21 protein-coding genes are annotated in these 19,963 nt (G+C 36.5%); 8 read left to right on the forward strand and 13 right to left on the reverse strand.

The genetic code is table 11. The features are described from left to right. The first annotated feature begins 426 nt into the window (after positions 1-426). A complete protein-coding gene (locus tag ACXVYO_RS09660) occupies positions 427-783 on the forward strand; it encodes a YgzB family protein (protein ID WP_229136801.1) in 357 nt (118 codons plus the stop codon). 201 nt (positions 784-984) lie between these two features. Here ACXVYO_RS09660 and perR read toward each other — a convergent pair whose 3' ends face one another. The 6 genes from perR to ACXVYO_RS09690 all read right to left on the reverse strand — a co-directional run bounded on the left by perR (position 985) and on the right by ACXVYO_RS09690 (position 5,276). Further along, positions 985-1,413 (reverse strand): peroxide-responsive transcriptional repressor PerR, encoded by a 429-nt coding sequence (gene perR, locus ACXVYO_RS09665; RefSeq protein WP_000237831.1) that lies wholly within the window; start codon positions 1,411-1,413, stop codon positions 985-987. Between the two features lie 298 nt (positions 1,414-1,711). After that, positions 1,712-2,167: a thioredoxin-dependent thiol peroxidase gene (gene bcp, locus ACXVYO_RS09670; RefSeq protein WP_000633720.1), complete on the reverse strand. Its 456-nt coding sequence runs from the start codon at positions 2,165-2,167 to the stop codon at positions 1,712-1,714. A 44-nt stretch (positions 2,168-2,211) separates the two neighbouring features. Further along, positions 2,212-2,616 carry an ion channel gene (locus tag ACXVYO_RS09675; protein WP_458466839.1) on the reverse strand — a complete coding sequence of 135 codons (405 nt, stop codon included), beginning with the start codon at positions 2,614-2,616 and terminating at the stop codon, positions 2,212-2,214. 72 nt (positions 2,617-2,688) lie between these two features. Further along, positions 2,689-3,474, reverse strand: a complete 786-nt coding sequence (locus tag ACXVYO_RS09680; RefSeq protein ID WP_061676757.1) for an ABC transporter permease — start codon at positions 3,472-3,474, stop codon at positions 2,689-2,691. A 4-nt stretch (positions 3,475-3,478) separates the two neighbouring features. Next, the gene (locus tag ACXVYO_RS09685) at positions 3,479-4,270 is read right to left on the reverse strand and encodes an ABC transporter permease (RefSeq protein WP_000521523.1); all 792 of its coding nucleotides are present in this window, start codon (positions 4,268-4,270) and stop codon (positions 3,479-3,481) included. Continuing rightward, positions 4,263-5,276, reverse strand: coding sequence for an ABC transporter ATP-binding protein (locus ACXVYO_RS09690; protein WP_000843649.1), 1,014 nt, complete (start codon positions 5,274-5,276; stop codon positions 4,263-4,265). Before ACXVYO_RS09690 ends, ACXVYO_RS09685 begins: the two co-directional genes overlap by 8 nt. Positions 5,277-5,403: 127 nt before the next feature. Between ACXVYO_RS09690 and hemL the strand changes: the two genes are divergently transcribed. From hemL to ACXVYO_RS09705, 3 genes are all read left to right on the forward strand, one after another. Beyond that, on the forward strand, positions 5,404-6,702 hold the full coding sequence (gene hemL, locus ACXVYO_RS09695; protein ID WP_327798748.1) for a glutamate-1-semialdehyde-2,1-aminomutase: 1,299 nt from the start codon (positions 5,404-5,406) through the stop codon (positions 6,700-6,702). Positions 6,703-6,900: 198 nt separating this feature from the next. Beyond that, the gene (locus ACXVYO_RS09700; protein ID WP_458466840.1) at positions 6,901-11,337 is read left to right on the forward strand and encodes a glutamate synthase-related protein; all 4,437 of its coding nucleotides are present in this window, start codon (positions 6,901-6,903) and stop codon (positions 11,335-11,337) included. A gap of 379 nt (positions 11,338-11,716) precedes the next feature. Then, the gene (locus ACXVYO_RS09705; protein ID WP_061676753.1) at positions 11,717-12,805 is read left to right on the forward strand and encodes an aromatic acid exporter family protein; all 1,089 of its coding nucleotides are present in this window, start codon (positions 11,717-11,719) and stop codon (positions 12,803-12,805) included. A gap of 15 nt (positions 12,806-12,820) precedes the next feature. Here the strand turns inward: ACXVYO_RS09705 and ACXVYO_RS09710 are convergent, their stop codons facing one another. The 4 genes from ACXVYO_RS09710 to ACXVYO_RS09725 form a co-directional block, all read right to left on the reverse strand. Continuing rightward, positions 12,821-14,581 carry an ABC transporter ATP-binding protein gene (locus ACXVYO_RS09710; RefSeq protein ID WP_458466841.1) on the reverse strand — a complete coding sequence of 587 codons (1,761 nt, stop codon included), beginning with the start codon at positions 14,579-14,581 and terminating at the stop codon, positions 12,821-12,823. Positions 14,582-14,635: 54 nt separating this feature from the next. Beyond that, on the reverse strand, positions 14,636-15,166 hold the full coding sequence (ntdP, locus tag ACXVYO_RS09715; protein ID WP_000506626.1) for a nucleoside tri-diphosphate phosphatase: 531 nt from the start codon (positions 15,164-15,166) through the stop codon (positions 14,636-14,638). Positions 15,167-15,416: 250 nt separating this feature from the next. After that, entirely contained in the window at positions 15,417-15,677 is a 261-nt protein-coding gene (locus ACXVYO_RS09720; protein WP_000997584.1) for a YgaB family protein, read from the reverse strand. A 188-nt stretch (positions 15,678-15,865) separates the two neighbouring features. After that, positions 15,866-16,147 carry a gamma-type small acid-soluble spore protein gene (locus tag ACXVYO_RS09725; protein WP_458466842.1) on the reverse strand — a complete coding sequence of 94 codons (282 nt, stop codon included), beginning with the start codon at positions 16,145-16,147 and terminating at the stop codon, positions 15,866-15,868. A gap of 124 nt (positions 16,148-16,271) precedes the next feature. On the opposite strand from ACXVYO_RS09725, the gene ACXVYO_RS09730 reads away from it, so the two are divergent. Beyond that, positions 16,272-16,496, forward strand: a complete 225-nt coding sequence (locus ACXVYO_RS09730) for a hypothetical protein (RefSeq protein WP_458466843.1) — start codon at positions 16,272-16,274, stop codon at positions 16,494-16,496. Between the two features lie 91 nt (positions 16,497-16,587). On the opposite strand, the gene mutY is transcribed toward ACXVYO_RS09730, so the two are convergent. Further along, positions 16,588-17,685: an A/G-specific adenine glycosylase gene (gene mutY / locus ACXVYO_RS09735; protein WP_458466844.1), complete on the reverse strand. Its 1,098-nt coding sequence runs from the start codon at positions 17,683-17,685 to the stop codon at positions 16,588-16,590. A 149-nt stretch (positions 17,686-17,834) separates the two neighbouring features. Between mutY and ACXVYO_RS09740 the strand changes: the two genes are divergently transcribed. Continuing rightward, positions 17,835-18,815: a metal-dependent hydrolase gene (locus ACXVYO_RS09740; protein WP_458466845.1), complete on the forward strand. Its 981-nt coding sequence runs from the start codon at positions 17,835-17,837 to the stop codon at positions 18,813-18,815. Positions 18,816-18,839: 24 nt separating this feature from the next. On the opposite strand, the gene ACXVYO_RS09745 is transcribed toward ACXVYO_RS09740, so the two are convergent. Continuing rightward, positions 18,840-19,106: a YfhJ family protein gene (locus ACXVYO_RS09745; RefSeq protein WP_458466846.1), complete on the reverse strand. Its 267-nt coding sequence runs from the start codon at positions 19,104-19,106 to the stop codon at positions 18,840-18,842. A 123-nt stretch (positions 19,107-19,229) separates the two neighbouring features. Between ACXVYO_RS09745 and ACXVYO_RS09750 the strand changes: the two genes are divergently transcribed. Both ACXVYO_RS09750 and ACXVYO_RS09755 read left to right on the forward strand, forming a co-directional pair. Further along, on the forward strand, positions 19,230-19,388 hold the full coding sequence (locus ACXVYO_RS09750; RefSeq protein ID WP_000517891.1) for a small, acid-soluble spore protein K: 159 nt from the start codon (positions 19,230-19,232) through the stop codon (positions 19,386-19,388). A gap of 37 nt (positions 19,389-19,425) precedes the next feature. Then, positions 19,426-19,578, forward strand: a complete 153-nt coding sequence (locus tag ACXVYO_RS09755) for a YpzG family protein (RefSeq protein ID WP_000122093.1) — start codon at positions 19,426-19,428, stop codon at positions 19,576-19,578. Between the two features lie 64 nt (positions 19,579-19,642). Here the strand turns inward: ACXVYO_RS09755 and ACXVYO_RS09760 are convergent, their stop codons facing one another. Further along, positions 19,643-19,960, reverse strand: a complete 318-nt coding sequence (locus tag ACXVYO_RS09760) for a YfhH family protein (protein ID WP_073518177.1) — start codon at positions 19,958-19,960, stop codon at positions 19,643-19,645. Between the last annotated feature and the right edge of the window lie 3 nt (positions 19,961-19,963).

Raw genomic sequence — 19,963 nt, forward strand, 5'->3', positions numbered from 1 at the left:
GAGCCAGGATCAAACTCTCCAATAAAGTTAGTTTGTCTAGCATCTAAAAATAAAAATTGACGTTTCACGTTGTTTGTTTCGTTCAGTTTTCAAAGAACTACTTAGTCGCTCATTTGCGACTTCCTTATGTTAACATCTTCGTTTTTCGATGTCAACTAAGTTTTTCAATTTCTTTTTTGTCGTTTTCTGCGTTTCCGCATCAGCGACGGTTATTAATATATCATGCAGTACATATAGGGTCAATACTTTTTATAAAAAAATTTCACATCCCGTTAAATCCTTAAAAACATGTTCCAAAAAATCATTATAGTCTTCCTTCATTCTTCATCACACTCCGCATTTCATATCTTATCACTTTATCATGTTTCCGAACGAGTGAAAATTCTAAATTTTGTGTTATATTATTATTATAGGAGCGTGGTGAGAATGAGCATTAAGTATTCAAACAAAATCAATAAAATCCGGACCTTTGCATTAAGTTTAGTATTTATCGGTCTCTTCATTGCATACTTAGGAGTCTTTTTCCGTGAAAACATTATTATTATGACAACATTTATGATGGTTGGCTTTTTAGCTGTTATCGCTAGTACTGTCGTTTACTTTTGGATTGGCATGTTATCTACTAAAACGGTACAAATTATTTGTCCAAGCTGCCATAAGCCAACAAAAATGCTCGGTCGTGTTGACGCATGTATGCATTGCAACCAACCTTTAACAATGGATCGAAATCTAGAAGGAAAAGAATTTGATGAGAAATATAATAAGAAGAGCTATAAATCATAGTTATATATAGGTACAATGTAGCCTTACAAAACTAAACATTAAAAGGTGATTTCTTAACCAAGAAATCACCTTTTGTATTTATCCTTAATCAAATTAGGTTCTTCACTGAACATTTTAAACCCTCCTGAACCTAACGCAATTCCCATATATAATAAAGAAAGAGGCTGACGTAAAGCCGTCAGCCTCTTTCTTTATTATATATTACGCCTTATGACACTCTGGACAAACGCCATAAATTTCTAAGCGATGACTATTAATAACGAAGCCTGTCGTTTTCGCAGCTTCCTCTTCAAGCTGTTCCAAACCTCCATAAGGAAAATCAACAATCTTACCACATTTTTCGCAAATCACATGATAATGTTGACTTGTAACATAATCAAATCTACTTGAAGCGTCTCCATAAGTTAATTCCTTTACAAGTCCAACCTCTTTAAATACACGTAAGTTATTATAAACAGTTGCAACACTCATATTTGGAAACTTACCTTCTAATGCTTTATAAATGTCATCCGCTGTTGGGTGCGTCATAGATTCCACAAGGTACTCTAAAATAGCATGACGCTGTGGAGTAATGCGTACACCCGTATTTTTCAGCATTTCTAGCGCTTCTTTTAATTCTTCTTTGACCACCGTCATGCACCCCGATTCTATACGGATTATTATTTTATAATTCTTATAAAGAGTGTACTCCTTTTCTTATAAATCGTCAATATTTCTACTATAAGTATGTGGTTTATTTTTGTATATAGCCTTATTCTTATATATCTTTCCCCATTTTCTATACATTTACATAGAAAAAAAGTGCGACATAATCGCACTTGGAATATTATCATCTGAGGAGGTATGCCCTACACTTCACTTTATGTAAGACGATAAAATATGTATAGACACTCGCCTTACTTCTATATATTTTATCTCCACAGTGAATTTACTTTATATAAGAAAGAACATCCTCAATATGTCCCTTCACTTTCACTTTACGCCATTCTTTTACAAGCTCACCGTCTTTATTAATAAGGAATGTAGAACGCTCGATTCCCATGTACTCTTTCCCAAAGTTCTTTTTTAATTTCCAAACATCGTACAATTCTGCTACCTTATGATCTTCATCTACTAAAAGCACAAATGGAAGTTCATGCTTCTCAATGAATTTCAGATGTCTGTTCGCTGAATCAGGGCTTACACCAAGAATAACTGTATCTTTCTCTTGAAATAATCCATATGCATCTCGAAAATCACACGCTTCAGTTGTACACCCTGGAGTCATATCTTTCGGATAAAAATATAGAACTACATTTTTACCACGAAAATCAGCTAAGCGAACTTGTTCCCCGTTACTTCCCTCTAATGTAAATTCTGGAGCCATTTCTCCTACTGTGATCATTATTATCACTCCTACTCTTTTCTTTTACTATATCAAATGCAATCTTATTTTTCATTGTCTATTACAGACCTCATGACAAAAGCAAACGGTAATGTATATCCAATTAGCGCTTCTGCAATCGCAATCCATCTCCCTATTCCAATCGGAGCTATATCACCGTACCCAACGGACAATAAAGTAACTGCGCTAAAATATAAGCTAATTTCTACGAGTTGAAAAGATTGAGCATGCAAGCTTTCTCCATCTTCTTTCAAAACTGCAAAGCCCATTTCTTCTAATACAACATAACTTAACCCAAACGCAATCAATACCGTTGTATAAATTAAAAATAAGGAGGCTAAATTATAAAGCGAAAAGAAACGCCTAGAATCTGAATATGAACTCCATAACAATTGGACACTTCTCAAAATAGCAATTGCTACAATTAATAGAATAAATCCCCATAACATGTCCTCCACCTCATTTTATATGTATGAGACAGCTATTGGATTTATCCCTTAGAAACAAACAAGCTTCTATAATTAATTCCCAGCACCACGGTACCTTTTTACCCCTTGATTCCAAAGAGTGATTGCAATCGTAAAACAGATAACACCAACGAATGGTGTTGCAAATGCATAGCTATTCCACTCTGTTTTTCTTAAAAAATATGCTGCTGGATACACTCCGACAAACGCAAATGGTAATACAAACGTTAAAATGAAGCGAATCACACGATTATAAATATTAACAGGATAGCGACCATAGTTACCTATGTTATACATTAGCGGCATAATTGAACTTTTCGCATCCGACCAAAAACCAAGACTTGCAAGCGTAACAAATATCCCTCCGTATACAAGGGCGCCCCCTCCTACCATCAGTAAGAATAAGAAGAAATCATACCAGTAAAAAGATAATTGCAACTCCACCGCTGCGTAGCCCATTACAATTATTCCTGTAATCGCTCCAATTAAAGATTCAAGCTCCATTCTTTCTAATATAATTTGAAACAAACTATGAATCGGTCTTGTTAATATACGATCCATTTCTCCTTTAATAATGTAACGATCATTAAAGTCCCATATGTTAAAGAAAGCTGAGAAAATGGCAAACGGCACTAAAAAGAAACCATAAATAAAGATGACTTCTTCTCTACTCCAGCCTTTTAATGCTTGCGTATGCCCAAACACAACGAGAATAAAGATTAAATTAACAGCCTGCAGTGATAAATCAGAAAGTAATCCAACGATAAAATCGCCCCGATACTCCAATTTTGTTTTTATATATTGGCTTGCATATTGCAAAAATAGGTTTATATATATCATCTCATCATCCCCCTTGTACAATTAGACGTTTTCTCGCCGTTCTCCACATGAGTACAATTGGAATAATAAGTACAATTGCCCAAATTACTTGGAATAATAATGCCTCATACAATTTACTTCCTTGTATACCTTCTGAAAAAATCATACTCGGAATATAACTAATGGCCTGAAACGGTAAAAATACCATTGCCTTTTGAGCCCATAACGGATAAAAACTAATTGGTAATAATAGACCTGAAAACAAATCAATAACAACACGTTTTGCATACATAATTCCGCTATTATTAAATAGGAAGAACGTGAGCATTCCCGTCATTAAATTAATTTGTGTATTAATAATAAAACTAAATATTAAAGATAAGAAGAAATATAACCACGTTTGAAAATTCGTTGTAATTTGCAATGAAAATAATAAGGTAACGATAACCATACCTGGAATTGAAAAGAAGGCAAAACGAAATATTCCTTCACCGAGACCTTGCATCACTTTCATCCCTAAATAGTTATATGGACGAATCAGTTCTACCGCTACACGTCCTTCTTGAATCTCCATCGCGATTTCCCTATCTATATTATTAAAATAAAAGGCACGTGCCATCCACGCAATTGCGATATACGTAGTCATTTGCGAAATAGATAAACTTTCAATATTCTCTTTCCCGCTATAAATTGCTTGCCATAAAAAATAATACGCACCGATATTAATTGTATAAATTAAAATCCCACTATAATAGTTTGTACGATACGCAAGCATCATTAAAAAGCGAATTCGAATCATTTCAATATACTTACCCATGTTTAATACCTTCTTCATAAATGTTACGAATAATTTCCTCTGTAGACACTTCGTTAATTTTTAAATCTTTAATTTGAAATGCTTGTACTACTTTAGAAATAAGCATTGAAATGATAACTTCTTCATTCGGTATTTTTGCAACCCACGCGTTTTCCTCTTTTGCTTTCGACCAAACGACATGACTATCTGGCATAACCATTGATAAAGCCTGATAGGAAACTGGTGCAATAAATTGAAAGTGTATTTCCTTCTCTGCTCCCCACTGCGTACGAAGATTATTTAAAGAACCGTCATACATAATATTTCCTTCATCCAGCATGATAACGCGCTCACATAAAGCTTCAATATCCGTAATATCATGGGTTGTTAATAAAATTGTTGTTTTATAACGTTCATTCATTTCTTTTAAAAATTCACGTATTTTCAATTTCACAAGAACATCTAACCCAATTGTAGGTTCATCTAAAAATAATAACGGCGGATTATGAATTAATGCTGCAGCTAATTCACAACGCATTCTTTGACCTAGAGATAACTTTCGAACTGGCTTATCTAATAAAGGACCGATATCTAACGTTTCAATTACGTGCTCCATGTGCTCTTTATACTGAGCATCTGATACACCATACACCTTTTTTAATAAACGAAACGATTCTTGTACAGCAATATCCCACCAAAGTTGCGAGCGTTGACCGAAAACAACACCAATTGTTCTTACAAATTCTTCTCTCTGTTTATGTGGATTCATCCCATTTACTAAAATCTCTCCTGATGTCGGAGTCAAAATCCCCGTAAGCATTTTAATTGTCGTTGATTTACCGGCACCATTCTCACCAATATACCCAACCATTTCACCTTGTTTCACAGTAAAAGATACGTCATTTACTGCTGGTACTATTTTATAATTACGATTTAATAAATCGCGAAATGCACCCTTTAAACCCGGACGACTTGAATAGGCTGTAAACTCTTTACGTAATCCTTGTACCTCAATTACCGATTTCATAACCGGACCCCCTTCCTAAATGTCACAACGAATAGTTTACCCAACTGCCTTCTCTATCACAAACAATACGTCTTTTCGAAAAACATGTTAGAATAATACATAGATTTTTGTAAGGAGATGAATTGTAGTGAAATTCACAAAATCAGAAGCATTACATAAAGAAGCTTTAGAACATATTGTTGGCGGCGTTAATAGTCCTTCTCGTTCTTTTAAAGCAGTTGGCGGTGGCGCTCCTGTTGCTATGGAACGTGGAAAAGGTGCTTATTTCTGGGATGTAGACGGAAATAAATATATCGATTATTTAGCAGCATACGGTCCTATTATTACTGGACATGCTCACCCGCACATTACAAAAGCAATTACAACAGCTGCTGAAAATGGTGTACTTTACGGAACACCAACAGCGCTAGAAGTAAAATTTGCAAAAATGTTAAAAGAAGCAATGCCTGCATTAGATAAAGTCCGCTTCGTAAACTCTGGTACTGAAGCAGTAATGACAACAATTCGTGTCGCTCGTGCTTACACAGGCCGCACAAAAATTATGAAATTCGCTGGTTGTTACCACGGTCATTCTGATTTAGTACTTGTAGCAGCTGGATCTGGCCCTTCTACGCTAGGAACTCCTGACTCAGCCGGTGTACCACAAAGTATCGCTCAAGAAGTTATTACCGTTCCATTTAATAATGTAGAAACTTTAAAAGAAGCATTAGATAAATGGGGACATGAAGTAGCTGCTATTCTTGTAGAACCGATTGTTGGAAACTTCGGTATTGTAGAGCCAAAACCTGGCTTCCTTGAGAAAGTGAATGAACTTGTTCACGAAGCTGGTGCACTAGTAATTTATGATGAAGTTATTACTGCTTTCCGCTTCATGTACGGTGGTGCTCAAGACTTACTTGGCGTAACACCAGACTTAACAGCGCTTGGTAAAGTTATTGGCGGTGGACTTCCGATCGGTGCTTACGGTGGTAAGAAAGAAATTATGGAACAAGTTGCTCCGCTTGGACCTGCATATCAAGCTGGTACAATGGCAGGAAACCCCGCTTCTATGGCATCTGGTATTGCTTGTCTAGAAGTTCTTCAACAAGAAGGGCTTTATGAGAAATTAGATGAACTTGGTGCAATGCTTGAAAAGGGAATTTTAGAGCAAGCTGCAAAACATAATATCGATATTACATTAAACCGACTAAAAGGTGCTTTAACTGTATACTTCACAACAAATACAATTGAAGATTACGATGCAGCACAAGATACAGACGGTGAAATGTTCGGTAAATTCTTCAAGCTTATGCTGCAAGAAGGAGTTAACTTAGCACCTTCTAAATATGAGGCATGGTTCTTAACGACAGAACATACAAAAGAAGATATTGAATATACAATCGAAGCTGTAGGCAGAGCATTTGCTGCTTTAGCGGAGAATAAATAATCCCGTCATGAAAAGGAAAAAAGAAAGCACATCTTTCTTTTTTCCTTTTTTCTATTTCATAAATCCCTCATTAATAGTATAATTATTCATAATTATCTGTTTAATTTTCTTTTATATCCTTACTATCTCTGTATACAAGGCTGCTCACGCCTTAAATAGTAAGATTATTCAAACTTCAATAAGAGGGGGGATTGACGGATGCTCAATAAAACAAATACATGGACACCGTCTTTATTTCGAGATTATAAAAATGCAGAACATGATGCGTGCGGAATCGTTTCCGTTATGGAGAAACGAAAAATTCCTACAAAAGAAAACATTGACCTTTGTATACAATCACTCGTCAAAATGAATCATAGAGCTGGCTTCATTAATGGTGAAGGCGATGGAATCGGCATTCACATTGATGTACCAAAAGCACTTTGGAATGAAAAACTAAAAAGTAGCGGATATACTCCAACGATCGTGGATCATCCCCACTTTATCGTTGGACATTTTTTTCTAAACAAAAACGCAAATATCGTTAATTTAAAAAATCATATTCGTACACAACTAAACAACGAAAACCTTGCAATCCTTTTCGAAAGTGACGACGTAATAAATTCCGATGCACTCGGTCCACTTGGCAAACAAGAAGAACCTTTATTTTGGCAAGTTGCTCTTATCGCGGAAAATGAAGTTAAACATATTGAGCAAACATTATTTTCAGTAACGATCAAAATAGAGGAAAACGAAGCGATTCATGTTGCTTCTTTAAGTCGTGACCATGTTGTATATAAAGTTCTAGGTGCTGGGGATACACTTGTTGCCTATTACAATGATTTACAACATCCACTTATCGCTTCAACTATGACACTAGGACATAACCGCTATTCTACTAATACATTATCTAATTTTTTTCGTGTACAACCATTTAGCGTTCTCGGACATAATGGTGAAATTAACACCATTGCAAAATTACGCGATCAAGCTGACATGATTCATGTTCCACTTACTGCTGGGGGCAGCGACTCCCAAGATTTAAACCGCACCTTAGAAACTCTACTTGTTCAATACGACTACAGTTTATTTGAAGCAATGGATATACTATTCCCACCAATTATTAATGAAATTAAACTTTATGAACCTCATTTACAAGATTTATATACGTATGTACGTGAAGCATGGGGCCATTTTGCGCAAGGTCCAGCTGGCATTATTTCACGTTATAAAGATGAAGCTGTTTTCAGCGTTGATTCCCTTGGACTACGACCAGTATGGAAAGTTGAAACAGAAAGCTCTTATATTTTCTCATCTGAACCTGGAGTTGTATCACCAACTGAATATATAGCAGAACCAAAACCACTCGCTCCTGGAGAAAAAGTCGGTCTAAAGTGGAATGAACAAGATGAGCTGGTACTCTACGAATACGATGACTACCAAACTCAAGTATATAACCGTTTTAAAAAACGAGTGGATACGAAAGGTTATCATTTAAACTTATCTATCCCTGAAACGAAAGAAATCTCGGGATTATGTGATTCTATGCAAGTTGAGACGAAGCAATATGTTGCTTTTGGATGGGACCGAGAGCATATTCAGCTTCTTGAACAGATGGCAACAAAAGGCGTTGAGCCAATTCGCTCACTTGGACATGACTCACCACTTGCCGCACTCGATACTGATAGACGAAATATCGCTGACTTCATTAAGGAAAGTGTAGCCGTTGTTACAAATCCAGCAATCGATCGCGATCGAGAGGTCGAACACTTCTCCACACGGACGATACTTGGAGAGCGTCCAAGTTTATTAAGTGGCGCTAAACAGCCATTTGTAGTTGAGATGCTTTCCCCCGTTATTTTAGAAGGAAGTGTAGCACAATCTATTGCAGAGGATTTACACACAATTACGTACGAACAACTTATACAGCTATTCAATACTCATAGCTCTATCGCTACAATCTCTGCTACATTCAGTCCGGCAGAAACTTTACAATGCGCCTTAAATCGAATTAGTTCTGAAGCGATAAAGGCCGTGAACAATGGAGCTTCCCTACTATTAATAGACGATGCCAACGCTCATCTAAATGAACAGTTATGGATTGATCCGCATTTAGTTACCGCTAAAGTACATCAAGTATTAAGCGAAAATAAATTACGCCGAAACTGCTCTCTCGTTATACGTTCTGGTGCCCTTCGCTCCTTACACGATATCGTCACACTGTACGGATTAGGAGCAGATAGTATTAATCCATATTTATTATTTGCAACCGTAAATGATGGGACAAAAACACCAATTACGAATTTATATCATGCACTTAATAAAGGACTAGAGAAAGTCATTTCAACAATTGGAATTCATGAATTACGCGGTTACGGTCGCCTCTATTCTTCCATCGGATTACATGAGGAAATCGCAAATATATTACAAATTACGAATTTCTTCGGGTCAAATAATCTAGCTTTTTCGCTTGAATCACTTGCTGAAGATGCACAAATGCGAGCAGATGATTACAACGATCCTAAAGTTAGAATGCGAAAATCTTTTCATATATTCCCGCGAATTTGGAAAGCAATCGGCGATGTCGCAAAAGGAAACTCTTATGATGATTACCGTGACAAGTTAAGTGAATTAGAAGAAAATAACCCAATTGCAATTAGACACCTTGTTCAAACGAAACAAGCAAAACATGTAGTTCCCGCTGAAGAAGTGTCCATCAGCATTCACAATCATGATTTACCATTTATTATTAGTTCCATGTCATTCGGTTCTCAAAATGAAGTTGCCTTTCGCGCATATGCAGAAGCGGCCGATCAGCTAAATATGATTAGCTTGAACGGTGAAGGCGGTGAAATTAAAGATATGATTGGAAAGTATCCACATACACGTGGACAACAAGTTGCATCTGGGCGATTTGGCGTAAATGCTGAACTACTAAATTCATCAAACTTAATTGAAATAAAAATTGGGCAAGGCGCAAAGCCTGGTGAAGGTGGACATTTACCAGGTTCAAAAGTAACAGCCAAAATCGCTGAAGCACGTAATGCTACAATTGGCTCAGATTTAATTTCACCTTCTAACAACCATGATATTTATTCCATTGAAGATTTGGCTCAAATGATTACAGAGATTAAAACGGCTAATCAACTTGCGAAAGTAGCTGTAAAGGTCCCTGTTGTCCCTAACATTGGAACAATTGCTGTCGGTATCGCAAAAGCTGGTGCTGATTTTATTAACATTAGCGGATTTGATGGTGGTACAGGTGCTGCGCGTATTCACGCATTGCAACATGTAGGTCTCCCTGTAGAAATCGGTGTGAAAGCCGCTCACAATGCTTTATTAGAAGCAAATATGAGACACAAGGTAGAAATTTGGGCTGACGGTGGTATTCGAAGTGTCAATGACGCCTTGAAAATCATGCTTCTTGGGGCAAACCGTATTGGTTTTGGTACATTATCTATGATTGCAATCGGCTGTACAACTTGCCGCGGATGTCACCTTGATACTTGTCACGTTGGAATTGCAACACAAATTGAGTCTGAAGCTCAGGCGAAAGAACATGGATTACGCCGCTTCGTCCCACGCAAATTAGAAAGCGCCGTCGCTGGATTATTACATTTATTCACCACTTTTGGCGTAGAACTAAAACGATTAACAGGAAATCTTGGTTATACAAATTTACAAGAAATTGTTGGGCGTTCCGATTTATTAGAGCAAGTTCGAGGCGAAAATTCATTAGACTTATATAATTTACTACAAACGATAGAACATCCACCTGTTACACAAACAGAATACGTATCGGAAAAACAATTGGAAACAGTTCATTCCCCTCATTCAAAAGAATTAGTAGGCGTTGGCGTAGAGCATCGCGTTATGGGTGGCCTAGAATCTTGCTATCGCGTTCGTAGTAAATTATATGAAGACACCAAGCTTGAACCACTTACATTAAAGTATACGAATGGCTCTATTCCTGGAAATGGATTAGGTGCTTACAATAGTGAGAACTTATTTATACACGTAAATGGCGGTGCACAAGATGGTATTGGTAAAACCTCCTTTGGTGGTGGTATTTATATAACAAAAGCAAAAGGAAAAGACGGCATATATTATAACGGTTCTGTCGGAAAAGGTTTTGGATACGGTGCACAAAAAGGAGCGCTATACGTTCAAGGTAATGCTGATGCTCGCGCTGGCATTCGCCTTTCTGGAGCAGACATGATAATTGGAGGGCGTATGACAAAGCCACTCCGTGAAAAAGAGCAAGGGAATATAGGTGCATACTCTAATATTAAAGGTTTCGCTTTTGAATATATGACAAATGGGCGAGCGCTTGTTTTAGGGGATCCTGGTCCATGGATCTGTGCTGGTATGACTGGCGGTGTTGTATATTTACGTCATGATTCAAGCTTAGGTTTAACTGAACAGGCTTTAAAAAGAAGAATCGCAAAAGGAGCAAATGTTACATTACAAACAATTAGTAAAAATGGTGTGCAAGATGTAACTGAGTTATTGCTAGATTATATTCGTGTACTAAATGAGCATGAGCAATACGAGGAAGTTGCTTTATTAACACCGTTACTCGATGATATGCAGCAACAGTTTTTTGAAATTATCCCGAAAAAAGAGCAAGCTGACCCTTCTATCTCAACAGAGTGATATACCTAACTTTCATTTTCAAGAATAAAGTGAAACTTTAATCAGCCCTCACCAATCGGACTTTTATGGGCAGTTGACTCCCCACCTAAATTCTTTGCTTTCGCTGAATTTTGAGGTGGGGATCTTACTGCCCATTAAAGCGGGATAAATTGACGAAGTACACTTCTCATAGTAATCTATAGTAACAATTTGAAACCTGCTGAAATTCAGCAGGTTTTTTTACTAAAAACTGATGTTTAAAAAGAATTAGGAAAAAGTATAAAATGAATCTTAATTTCTTATTAACGTCACTAAAATATCACTTGCTAACATATTGTAATGAATGTATAGTATCATGTTGTACATTCATTATGACAAGAGAAAGGATCTTATTAAGGGTATGAAACTTGGTGCTCGCATTTTAAAAACGGGTATCGCCATCACGTTAGCTTTATTTGCTTGTATTTTACTTCAGTTACCGAGTCCAGTATTTGCCGGAATCTCAGCTATATTCGCTGTTCAACCGTCTGTATACCGCTCGTATTTAACAGCTCTTGAGCAAATTCAAGCAAACGTCATTGGCGCGGTATTCGCTATCGTATTTGCTACTGCTTTTGGACATAATCCTTTTATTATTGGATTAACATGTATATTAGTAATTGCGCTTACGTTACAATTACGATTAGAAAACACAATATCAATTGCTTTAGTAACAGTTATCGCCATTATGGAGTATCAGGGCGAAGATTTCTTTAGTTTTGCCTTACTTCGCTTTGCGACGATTATGATTGGAATTATTGCGGCTTCACTTGTAAATTTAGTGTTTATGCCGCCAAAATACGAAACAAAACTCTATCATCGTATCGTTGATAATACAGAAGAAATTGTAAAATGGATTCGAATGAATAGCAGGCAAGCTTCTGATTTTACAACGCTAAAAACTGATATTGATCGTATGAAAGAAAAAATGATCAAACTAAACCATTACTATTTGCTGTATAAAGAAGAAAGAAGCTACACGAAAAAAGTACAGTTCGCAAAAATTCGTAAGCTCGTTTTATTCAGACAAATGTTAGCGACGACAAGCCGTGCTTTAAGTACGTTAAAATCATTACATCGTACTGAAAATGAACTGCGCTATATGCCAGAAGAATTTCAGGAATCTATCCAAAACGAACTTGACTCATTAACCCATTATCATGAACAAGTTTTATTAAAATTTATTGGTAAAGCAAAAAAACAACAATCTGTTGAAATGCTTGATGAAGTTGAAACAGGTAAACAAGAATTAATTGATATCTTTATGGATTATCAAAACAAGGACGATGAGGAAGCGTATAAAACATGGCTACACCTCTTCCCTCTTATTTCTGCCATTATTAACTATAGTGAAGAAGTAGAGCATTTAGATTTACTTGTGGATAGTTTCTACACATACCATAAACCAGAAGCAGAACTCCAAATCGAAGATAAAAAAGAAGACGAATAAAGAAAACAGCTCCTTTTACGCTAAAGGAGCTGTTTCTGTTATATGTTGAAGTTGATATAAATTGTAATAAAACCCTCTTTTTTTCATTAACTCTTCATGAGAACCTGTTTCTTTAATTTCACCATCTTCAATATAAATAATCGTATCCACATGCGTAATCGTCGCCAATCGATGTGCGATTATGATCGTCGTTCGATCAGCAGCTAACGTCTGAAGCGCCTCTTGAATATACCGTTCATTTTCTAAATCTAAAGCGGATGTCGCTTCATCTAATATAAGTAACGATGGGTTCTTTAGAAACACTCGTGCAATCGCTACACGTTGCCTTTGCCCACCAGATAACTTCACACCACGTTCCCCAACGACAGTATCATAACCATCAGGTAACTCTATAATAAAATCATGAATTTGCGCAGCTTTGGCAGCTGCAATCACTTCTTCCTCTGTAGCTTTAGGATTTCCATATAAAATATTTGCCCCGATTGTATCACTAAATAACAAATTATCTTGCAGTACAATTCCAATATGACTACGTAAATTTCTCATATCATACTTTCTAACATCTATCCCATCTACATACACTGCACCTGAAGAAACATCATAGAAACGCGGGATTAAACTAGCAAGAGATGACTTCCCTCCCCCACTTGCTCCTACAAGTGCTACCTTCTCTCCTGGCACCATAGTTAACGAAAGGTTATGTAATATCTCTTTTTCATCTGCATTGTAACGAAAAGATACATTATCAAATATCACTTCACCATTTAATTTTGTCGTTTGTACCGCACTTGGCACATTGACAATATCGTATTTCTCATCTAACAATTCAAACACTCGATCCATCGATGCGAAAGACTGTGTTAATGTTGTAGAGGAATTAACAAGACGTCGAAGCGGACTATACAAACTATCCATATATCCAACAAAGGCAACCATAGTCCCTAATGTTAACTGCCCCTGAATCACTTCGTACGCTGCAAAACCGATTACAAGTAACGGGCCTAAATCGGTTAACGTATTCACTGCTGAAAATGTCCTTGCAGTCCAACTCGTATGCGTTAACGCTTTCGTCAAAAATTCATTATTTCTTTTTTCAAACTGCTTACCCTCGTACTCTTCTAATGCAAAGCTACGTGTCACTTGCATCCCTTGAATACGTTCATGTAAATACCCTTGCATCGTTGCTAAAGCTTGTGAACGCTCTTTCGTCAATTTTCGAAGACGTCCGAAAAAATATTTCACTGCCACTACATAAATAGGTAAAATTAATAGCGCAACAAATGTTAATTTTACATTCATAGAAAACATAACAATAATAGCAATAGCGATTGTTGCCGTATCCAACCAAACATTCATCAAACCAGTAATTACAAAGTCCTTCGTTTGTTCTACATCATGAATGACACGTGAAATAATCTCTCCTGTTTTTGTATTCGAATAATAGCGTAAACTCAACTTTTGCAAATGACCAAAAATATGTTTTCGCAAATCATATAGTATCGTATTTGCGATACGCTGCGCGAAATATTGACGATAATATTCAATTGGCGGTCTCACTACTGCAAAAATAAAAAAAGCAATCCCAACAGCTGTTACTAATTGGGATGTTTTATCTTGAAGTGACCCTCCGCCTTGAATTACATCATCAATAATATATTTTAATAACCACGGCATAATAAGCGGAATGCCGAATTTAACTAGACCAATCATAATCGTAATAGCAATAAGCCACCGATATGGTTTAACAAATTGCAAATATCTTTTTATACCTTGCACATAATCCCCCCTCTAATAGGACAAACCTGCCGGGAAATCCCCTGCAGGTTTGTTTTAATTTCTGTACATTAAATATCTTTCATACCACATATCTACGAAATCTGGCGCGAATGGCCCTTTTCTCTGATGAATCCATTGTGTTAATTGTGCTACATTTCGTTTTAAAATAGTATCAATAACAGGTGGGTACTGCATAATTTGACTATGCTTTTCATACTCATCTTCATCTAAAAGCGTATATGTCATATCTGGATACACTTTAATATCTAAATCATAATCAATGTACTTCAATGCTTCAGAATCATATGCAAAAGGTGAGCCTAAATTACAATAATAATATACTCCCTCTTCCCTTAGCATCCCAATCACATTAAACCAATAGTTTGCATGAAAATAACAAATTGCTGGTTCACGAGTAATCCATGTTCGGCCATCTGATTCTGTCACTACTGTACGATCATTTGCTCCGATCACGAGGCTCTGTGTCCCTTTTAAAATTGTTGTCTCTTCCCACATTCTATGAATGGAGCCATTATGTTTATAACTATGTATTTGTACTTTTTCTCCTTCTTTGGGAAATCCCATATATGCTCCCTTCTTTCAACTGCAAATGCCCTTTGAACTGCATCCACTTTTTTTCTATTATAACTTTTTTGTCGAAATTTTAAAACTAAAGCGACAAGACTCCATTTCTCACACTGAATACCATATCCCTAATCTTCTTAGGAGACAAGGTCTTCGCTGAATGATTTACAAACGAGGAAATAGAAATAGAAAAAGCCCTTCCTTATTTCTATCTAAAGAAGGACCTTTCACCGGAGGGAAACAATATGTCTTATCCTAAATTTGAAATCATTTTTTCAGTTTCAAAAGATTGAATTACACTATTTGTTTGCTCTTCAAACTTCTCATGTAATAACTTGAGTGCTACTTCTGTTCTATATATTTCTTGGCGTATAAAATGTAATTCCTTTTTATCGCACGTATCCTTTTCGCTCATTTCAATTTGCTGATACTTCTCTAGATGAGCTTGTAACTTCAACAACTCATCCATCGTTTCTAATTGCTCTCCCACCAACTTATCAAAGTCGTTCATTACTTACCCCCTTTTAGATTTATTGATCAGTTATTATTCCTCATTACATATTTCTAATCTTTAACTTCCTTCTCCTTTGACTACATTTGTTGACTTATTAGAAGTTATGTCGTTCGCTTTATTTTCATCACCATGAACAAAGCACAAAGAAAACACTTCTCCCGAATTAGAGAAGTGTTTTTCTTCCATTACTGATTTGAACTAGAAGATTGTGATTGTTTTGCAGCTGATTGTGCATTTTGTTTTTTCACAGCATGCACGTCTGTTTCAGTTGCAAATTCAGTACCATAACTAGCGTTTGCACTTTGTGCACCAGAAGCTTGCGCTTTCTTTGCTTCTGATTGTGCATTTGCTTGTTGTACTGCTTGCACATCTGTTTCAGTTGAAAACTCTGTACCATAACTAGCATTTGTACTTTGAATGCTAGCGCCAGAAGTTGCCTTGTTATAACCTTGTTGTTTTTTATTCATCTTTCTCACCTCCACAACCAATAATGTAACCAATTTACTTAGAAGCTATCCGTGATTTTCTTTTTTTAATCTCCGTATATATCTCTTATCACTCATTCAAACTATAGGAAATGGAGGTGGAAATATGTATATAGGACGCGATATGACTGAACTAACGATGGTTTCAAAAAATGAGTGGAAAGAAGATGAATTGGCTTATTTTCATCATTCATTACAACAGATTCTTCCGTATTTAAACGCAGAAGGTCAAAGTATCTATAAAGGAATTGTAAAAGAAATTGAAACAAGAGGCGGCTTACAAGAAGGTGAGGCTAGTTGGACTCATGGGACAAAAATTTCTTACGATTAAAAAAGTGTTCCCAATCTAGGGAACACTTTTTTATGGTTCAACTAATAATCAGTGGGGGATGAAGAAAACCCCCACTGATTAAAGTTTCACTTTATTGCATTGTAATCTTCTCGACACAACTTTCATAAATCGTACGATGTGATTTCGAGAAAGGCAACTGTTCAAAAGCTTCTTTCGATACAAATTTCAATGTATCTGTTTCAACAATATCACCAGTTACTTTTCCGTAAAATACAAATATATCCCAAGTGCGATGGGTAAACGTATGTTGTACATTCATTGCGTATTCTTCAATAGAAATTGAAAGCTCAAATTTTTTGTTCATATAATCTATAAGCTGTTCCTTCTGATTACGAATCCCTTCGCCAAGTTCAACATTCGGAAACTCCCACATATTAGCTAATAAACCGGTACTTGGACGTTTATTAATGACGTAACGACCATCTTCCGTTTGAAGCACTCCTGCAACAATCGGTACCATCGTAGGGGCCTTTGCTTTACTTTTGACTGGTAATTCCTTTTGAACACCTTCAGCATATCCCCTGCAATGCTCACGTACAGGACAAAGTAAGCATGCTGGATTTTTTGGAATACAAATTAGCGCGCCTAACTCCATCAAACCTTGATTAAAATAAGATGGATTTTTAGCCGAAATAATTTCACGCACAATCTCTTCAAACACTTTTCTAGTTTTTGGTTTTGCAATGTCATCCCATACGGATAAAATACGAGATAATACACGCATAACATTTCCGTCAACTGCAGGCTCTGGTATACCATATGCGATACTTAAAATAGCACCTTTTGTATATGGTCCGACTCCCTTTAACTTTTCAATTTTCTTTACATCATTCGGTACAATTCCGCCGTATACTTCTTTTACTTCTTTTACGGCCGCATGTAAATTACGTGCCCTAGAATAATACCCTAAACCTTCCCATGCCTTTAATACTTCTTCATCATCAGCATTTGCCAAAGCTTCTAGAGTAGGAAACTTCCCCATAAAATTCGCGTAATATGGTTTTACAGCTTCCACTCTAGTTTGCTGCAACATAATTTCTGAAACCCAAACACGGTATGGATCTTTATTTTTACGCCACGGTAAGTCGCGTTGCTCTTTTTCAAACCAACCAATTAAATCATTTTGAAACTGCTCTATGTTAAAATTATTTAATATTTCAAGTGTCAAACTTGATCCCCCTCATTTTTTTGCATATAAGTACTATTATAAAGATTTTAGGAAAAAATTTAAGTAAGATGACATAGGAAATAGAAGGCAAAGGACTTGAGGTATCGAATAAAAAGAGTTACATTAATAAAAAACGGAGGTGGATTTCTATGGACACAGCCACTCACCTTGTTATGGGCGTTACTCTAGGCAGTTTGGCAACGTTAGATCCAGCCATAGCACAAAGTGATATTGGACCACAAGCAGTTATGCTTGCTACAATTGCCGGTTCCAATATTCCTGACATCGATACAGTTTTAAAATTGCGTAATAACGCTAAATATATAAGAAATCATCGCGGGATTACTCATTCCATTCCTGCAGTGATTCTTTGGTCATTCCTTATAAGTGGCATCTCTTTCGCCTTCTTTTCAGACGCTCCATATTTGCATCTACTACTTTGGTCATTTATTGCCGTCTTTCTTCATGTCTTTGTAGATATTTTCAATGCCTACGGTACACAGGCATTACGGCCCTTCACAAAAAAATGGGTAGCACTCGGTATCATTAATACATTCGATACCGTCATTTTCTTCATCCATATACTCGCAATTGCTTGTATGCTCGTAGGTTCCCATAAAGGATATACTGCCTTAGCAGCGTATATATTGATGGTTGTTTACTATATCGGACGGATTATGATGCATAGAAATATAAGAAGCGTTGTACAAAAACGTTTCAAAAATGTTGAGAAGATAATTATTTCTCCTTCTTATCGATTTTATCATTATCATTTAGCAATCGTTACAACCAATTATTACTACGTTGCTAGATGGCATCGCGGTAACATCATGGTATATGATAAATTCGAACGGGTACCGTTCCCAGACAATACTATTATGCGCGCTGCTAAACAAGATGAAAACATCTCAGCATTTTTATCTTTCTCCCCTGTGTATCGCTGGGACATTTTCGATTATGATCATTATTACGAGGTTCGATTCATTGATTTGCGCTATCGTAGTAAAGATTATTATCCATTCGTTGCGATCGTTCAACTTGATCATAACTTAAATATTATTAGTTCCTATACAGGATGGATTTTTAGTGAAGAAAAACTTCGAAAAAAGCTGGAGTTACTTCCACATTAAAAAAAGCGACTTAAGTCGCTTTTTTTAATGTTTCAAATGATCTTCTTGATTGATTAAATGGCTATATTTCGGATTATTTGTACGCATTTCATGAAGGCGACCTCCATAATTATTAATCCATGTTCGTACCACTTGTTCAGTCATTTCATCACCTTGATAACGACCTGATTTCGCATAAGTTGTTTGAAAGTCTTCCCACAATAATTCAACCCACGCACGAGCTTGTGCGTAAGAAAGTTTGTCATTTTTGTCTATTAATTCTTTTGTTAATGTTTCGTGAATATCATTCATGTTCTATTCTCCTTTTACCTATTTATTCCCTTAATTTCTAAAGGATAGTTTCTTCTATTTTGCACATTCTATAAGTGATACTTCTTAAAGAGGTATCAACTGATGATGAGGAGGGCGTTCGCAATGGGTAAACAAGCCGAATTTTGGTCTGAGTCAAAAAACAACAGCAAAATCGATGGTCAGCCGAAAGCGAAATCACGCTTCGCTTCGAAACGACCTAACGGCACAATTAACACGCACCCACAAGAACGTATGCGTGCTGCAAATCAGCAGGAAGAGTAGTACAAATTAAATTAACTTCCTACACGAGGTGATAAAGATGAGCTACCGTGATCGCTTAGATAGTCGTTCTGAATTATTTAACCATACGTGGACTCGTCCGAAACATGCTAAAGCGCAGGTTAACGGACAGACGCAACAAACCCAGTCTCTCATTATATTGGCGAATGAATGTAAAAAGCGCCAATTTTAGAATCTCCTATCTCCTGTAACGCCTACCAAAGATGAAAACCAGAGAGATATTCGCTCTCTGGTTTTTATTTTTCTTGCAATAAGGAAATCGGTATTCCAATCTCTTCATTATCATTTTGCTTATGTCCCCAAGCAAATACCCCATTGAAATACGTAATTTTAAATAATATACCAGGTTCTTCTACCAATTCATATGTCTCACCAATATGGAATTTATTTATGTCAGTCATATAAGCGCGAGCCATTGCCATCTTTCTCATTAATACATCGAACTCATTTACAATTCCAAGCTGCTCAGCCTTTATCGCTTGCTCTTTCAAAACCCCAATTTCTTCCCTTAGCTCATATGGTGTCATCTCACTGTAGCGCTTTGGCATATTCATCTT

It is taken from the genome of Bacillus sp. BC08, assembly GCF_054326875.1.

What these genes read in the sequence shown, in the direction of transcription:
- ACXVYO_RS09740 (WP_458466845.1), top strand. Translation starts at nt 17,835, where the DNA reads ATGGACACAGCCACTCACCTTGTTATGGGCGTTACTCTAGGCAGTTTG.
- ACXVYO_RS09730 (WP_458466843.1), top strand. Translation starts at nt 16,272, where the DNA reads ATGTATATAGGACGCGATATGACTGAACTAACGATGGTTTCAAAAAAT.
- ACXVYO_RS09680 (WP_061676757.1), bottom strand. Translation starts at nt 3,474, where the DNA reads ATGATATATATAAACCTATTTTTGCAATATGCAAGCCAATATATAAAA.
- ACXVYO_RS09720 (WP_000997584.1), bottom strand. Translation starts at nt 15,677, where the DNA reads ATGAACGACTTTGATAAGTTGGTGGGAGAGCAATTAGAAACGATGGAT.
- ACXVYO_RS09755 (WP_000122093.1), top strand. Translation starts at nt 19,426, where the DNA reads ATGAGCTACCGTGATCGCTTAGATAGTCGTTCTGAATTATTTAACCAT.
- ACXVYO_RS09750 (WP_000517891.1), top strand. Translation starts at nt 19,230, where the DNA reads ATGGGTAAACAAGCCGAATTTTGGTCTGAGTCAAAAAACAACAGCAAA.
- ntdP (WP_000506626.1), bottom strand. Translation starts at nt 15,166, where the DNA reads ATGGGATTTCCCAAAGAAGGAGAAAAAGTACAAATACATAGTTATAAA.
- ACXVYO_RS09690 (WP_000843649.1), bottom strand. Translation starts at nt 5,276, where the DNA reads ATGAAATCGGTAATTGAGGTACAAGGATTACGTAAAGAGTTTACAGCC.
- ACXVYO_RS09660 (WP_229136801.1), top strand. Translation starts at nt 427, where the DNA reads ATGAGCATTAAGTATTCAAACAAAATCAATAAAATCCGGACCTTTGCA.
- ACXVYO_RS09700 (WP_458466840.1), top strand. Translation starts at nt 6,901, where the DNA reads ATGCTCAATAAAACAAATACATGGACACCGTCTTTATTTCGAGATTAT.
- ACXVYO_RS09685 (WP_000521523.1), bottom strand. Translation starts at nt 4,270, where the DNA reads ATGGGTAAGTATATTGAAATGATTCGAATTCGCTTTTTAATGATGCTT.
- ACXVYO_RS09760 (WP_073518177.1), bottom strand. Translation starts at nt 19,960, where the DNA reads ATGAATATGCCAAAGCGCTACAGTGAGATGACACCATATGAGCTAAGG.
- ACXVYO_RS09675 (WP_458466839.1), bottom strand. Translation starts at nt 2,616, where the DNA reads ATGTTATGGGGATTTATTCTATTAATTGTAGCAATTGCTATTTTGAGA.
- ACXVYO_RS09725 (WP_458466842.1), bottom strand. Translation starts at nt 16,147, where the DNA reads ATGAATAAAAAACAACAAGGTTATAACAAGGCAACTTCTGGCGCTAGC.
- ACXVYO_RS09705 (WP_061676753.1), top strand. Translation starts at nt 11,717, where the DNA reads ATGAAACTTGGTGCTCGCATTTTAAAAACGGGTATCGCCATCACGTTA.
- bcp (WP_000633720.1), bottom strand. Translation starts at nt 2,167, where the DNA reads ATGATCACAGTAGGAGAAATGGCTCCAGAATTTACATTAGAGGGAAGT.
- ACXVYO_RS09745 (WP_458466846.1), bottom strand. Translation starts at nt 19,106, where the DNA reads ATGAATGATATTCACGAAACATTAACAAAAGAATTAATAGACAAAAAT.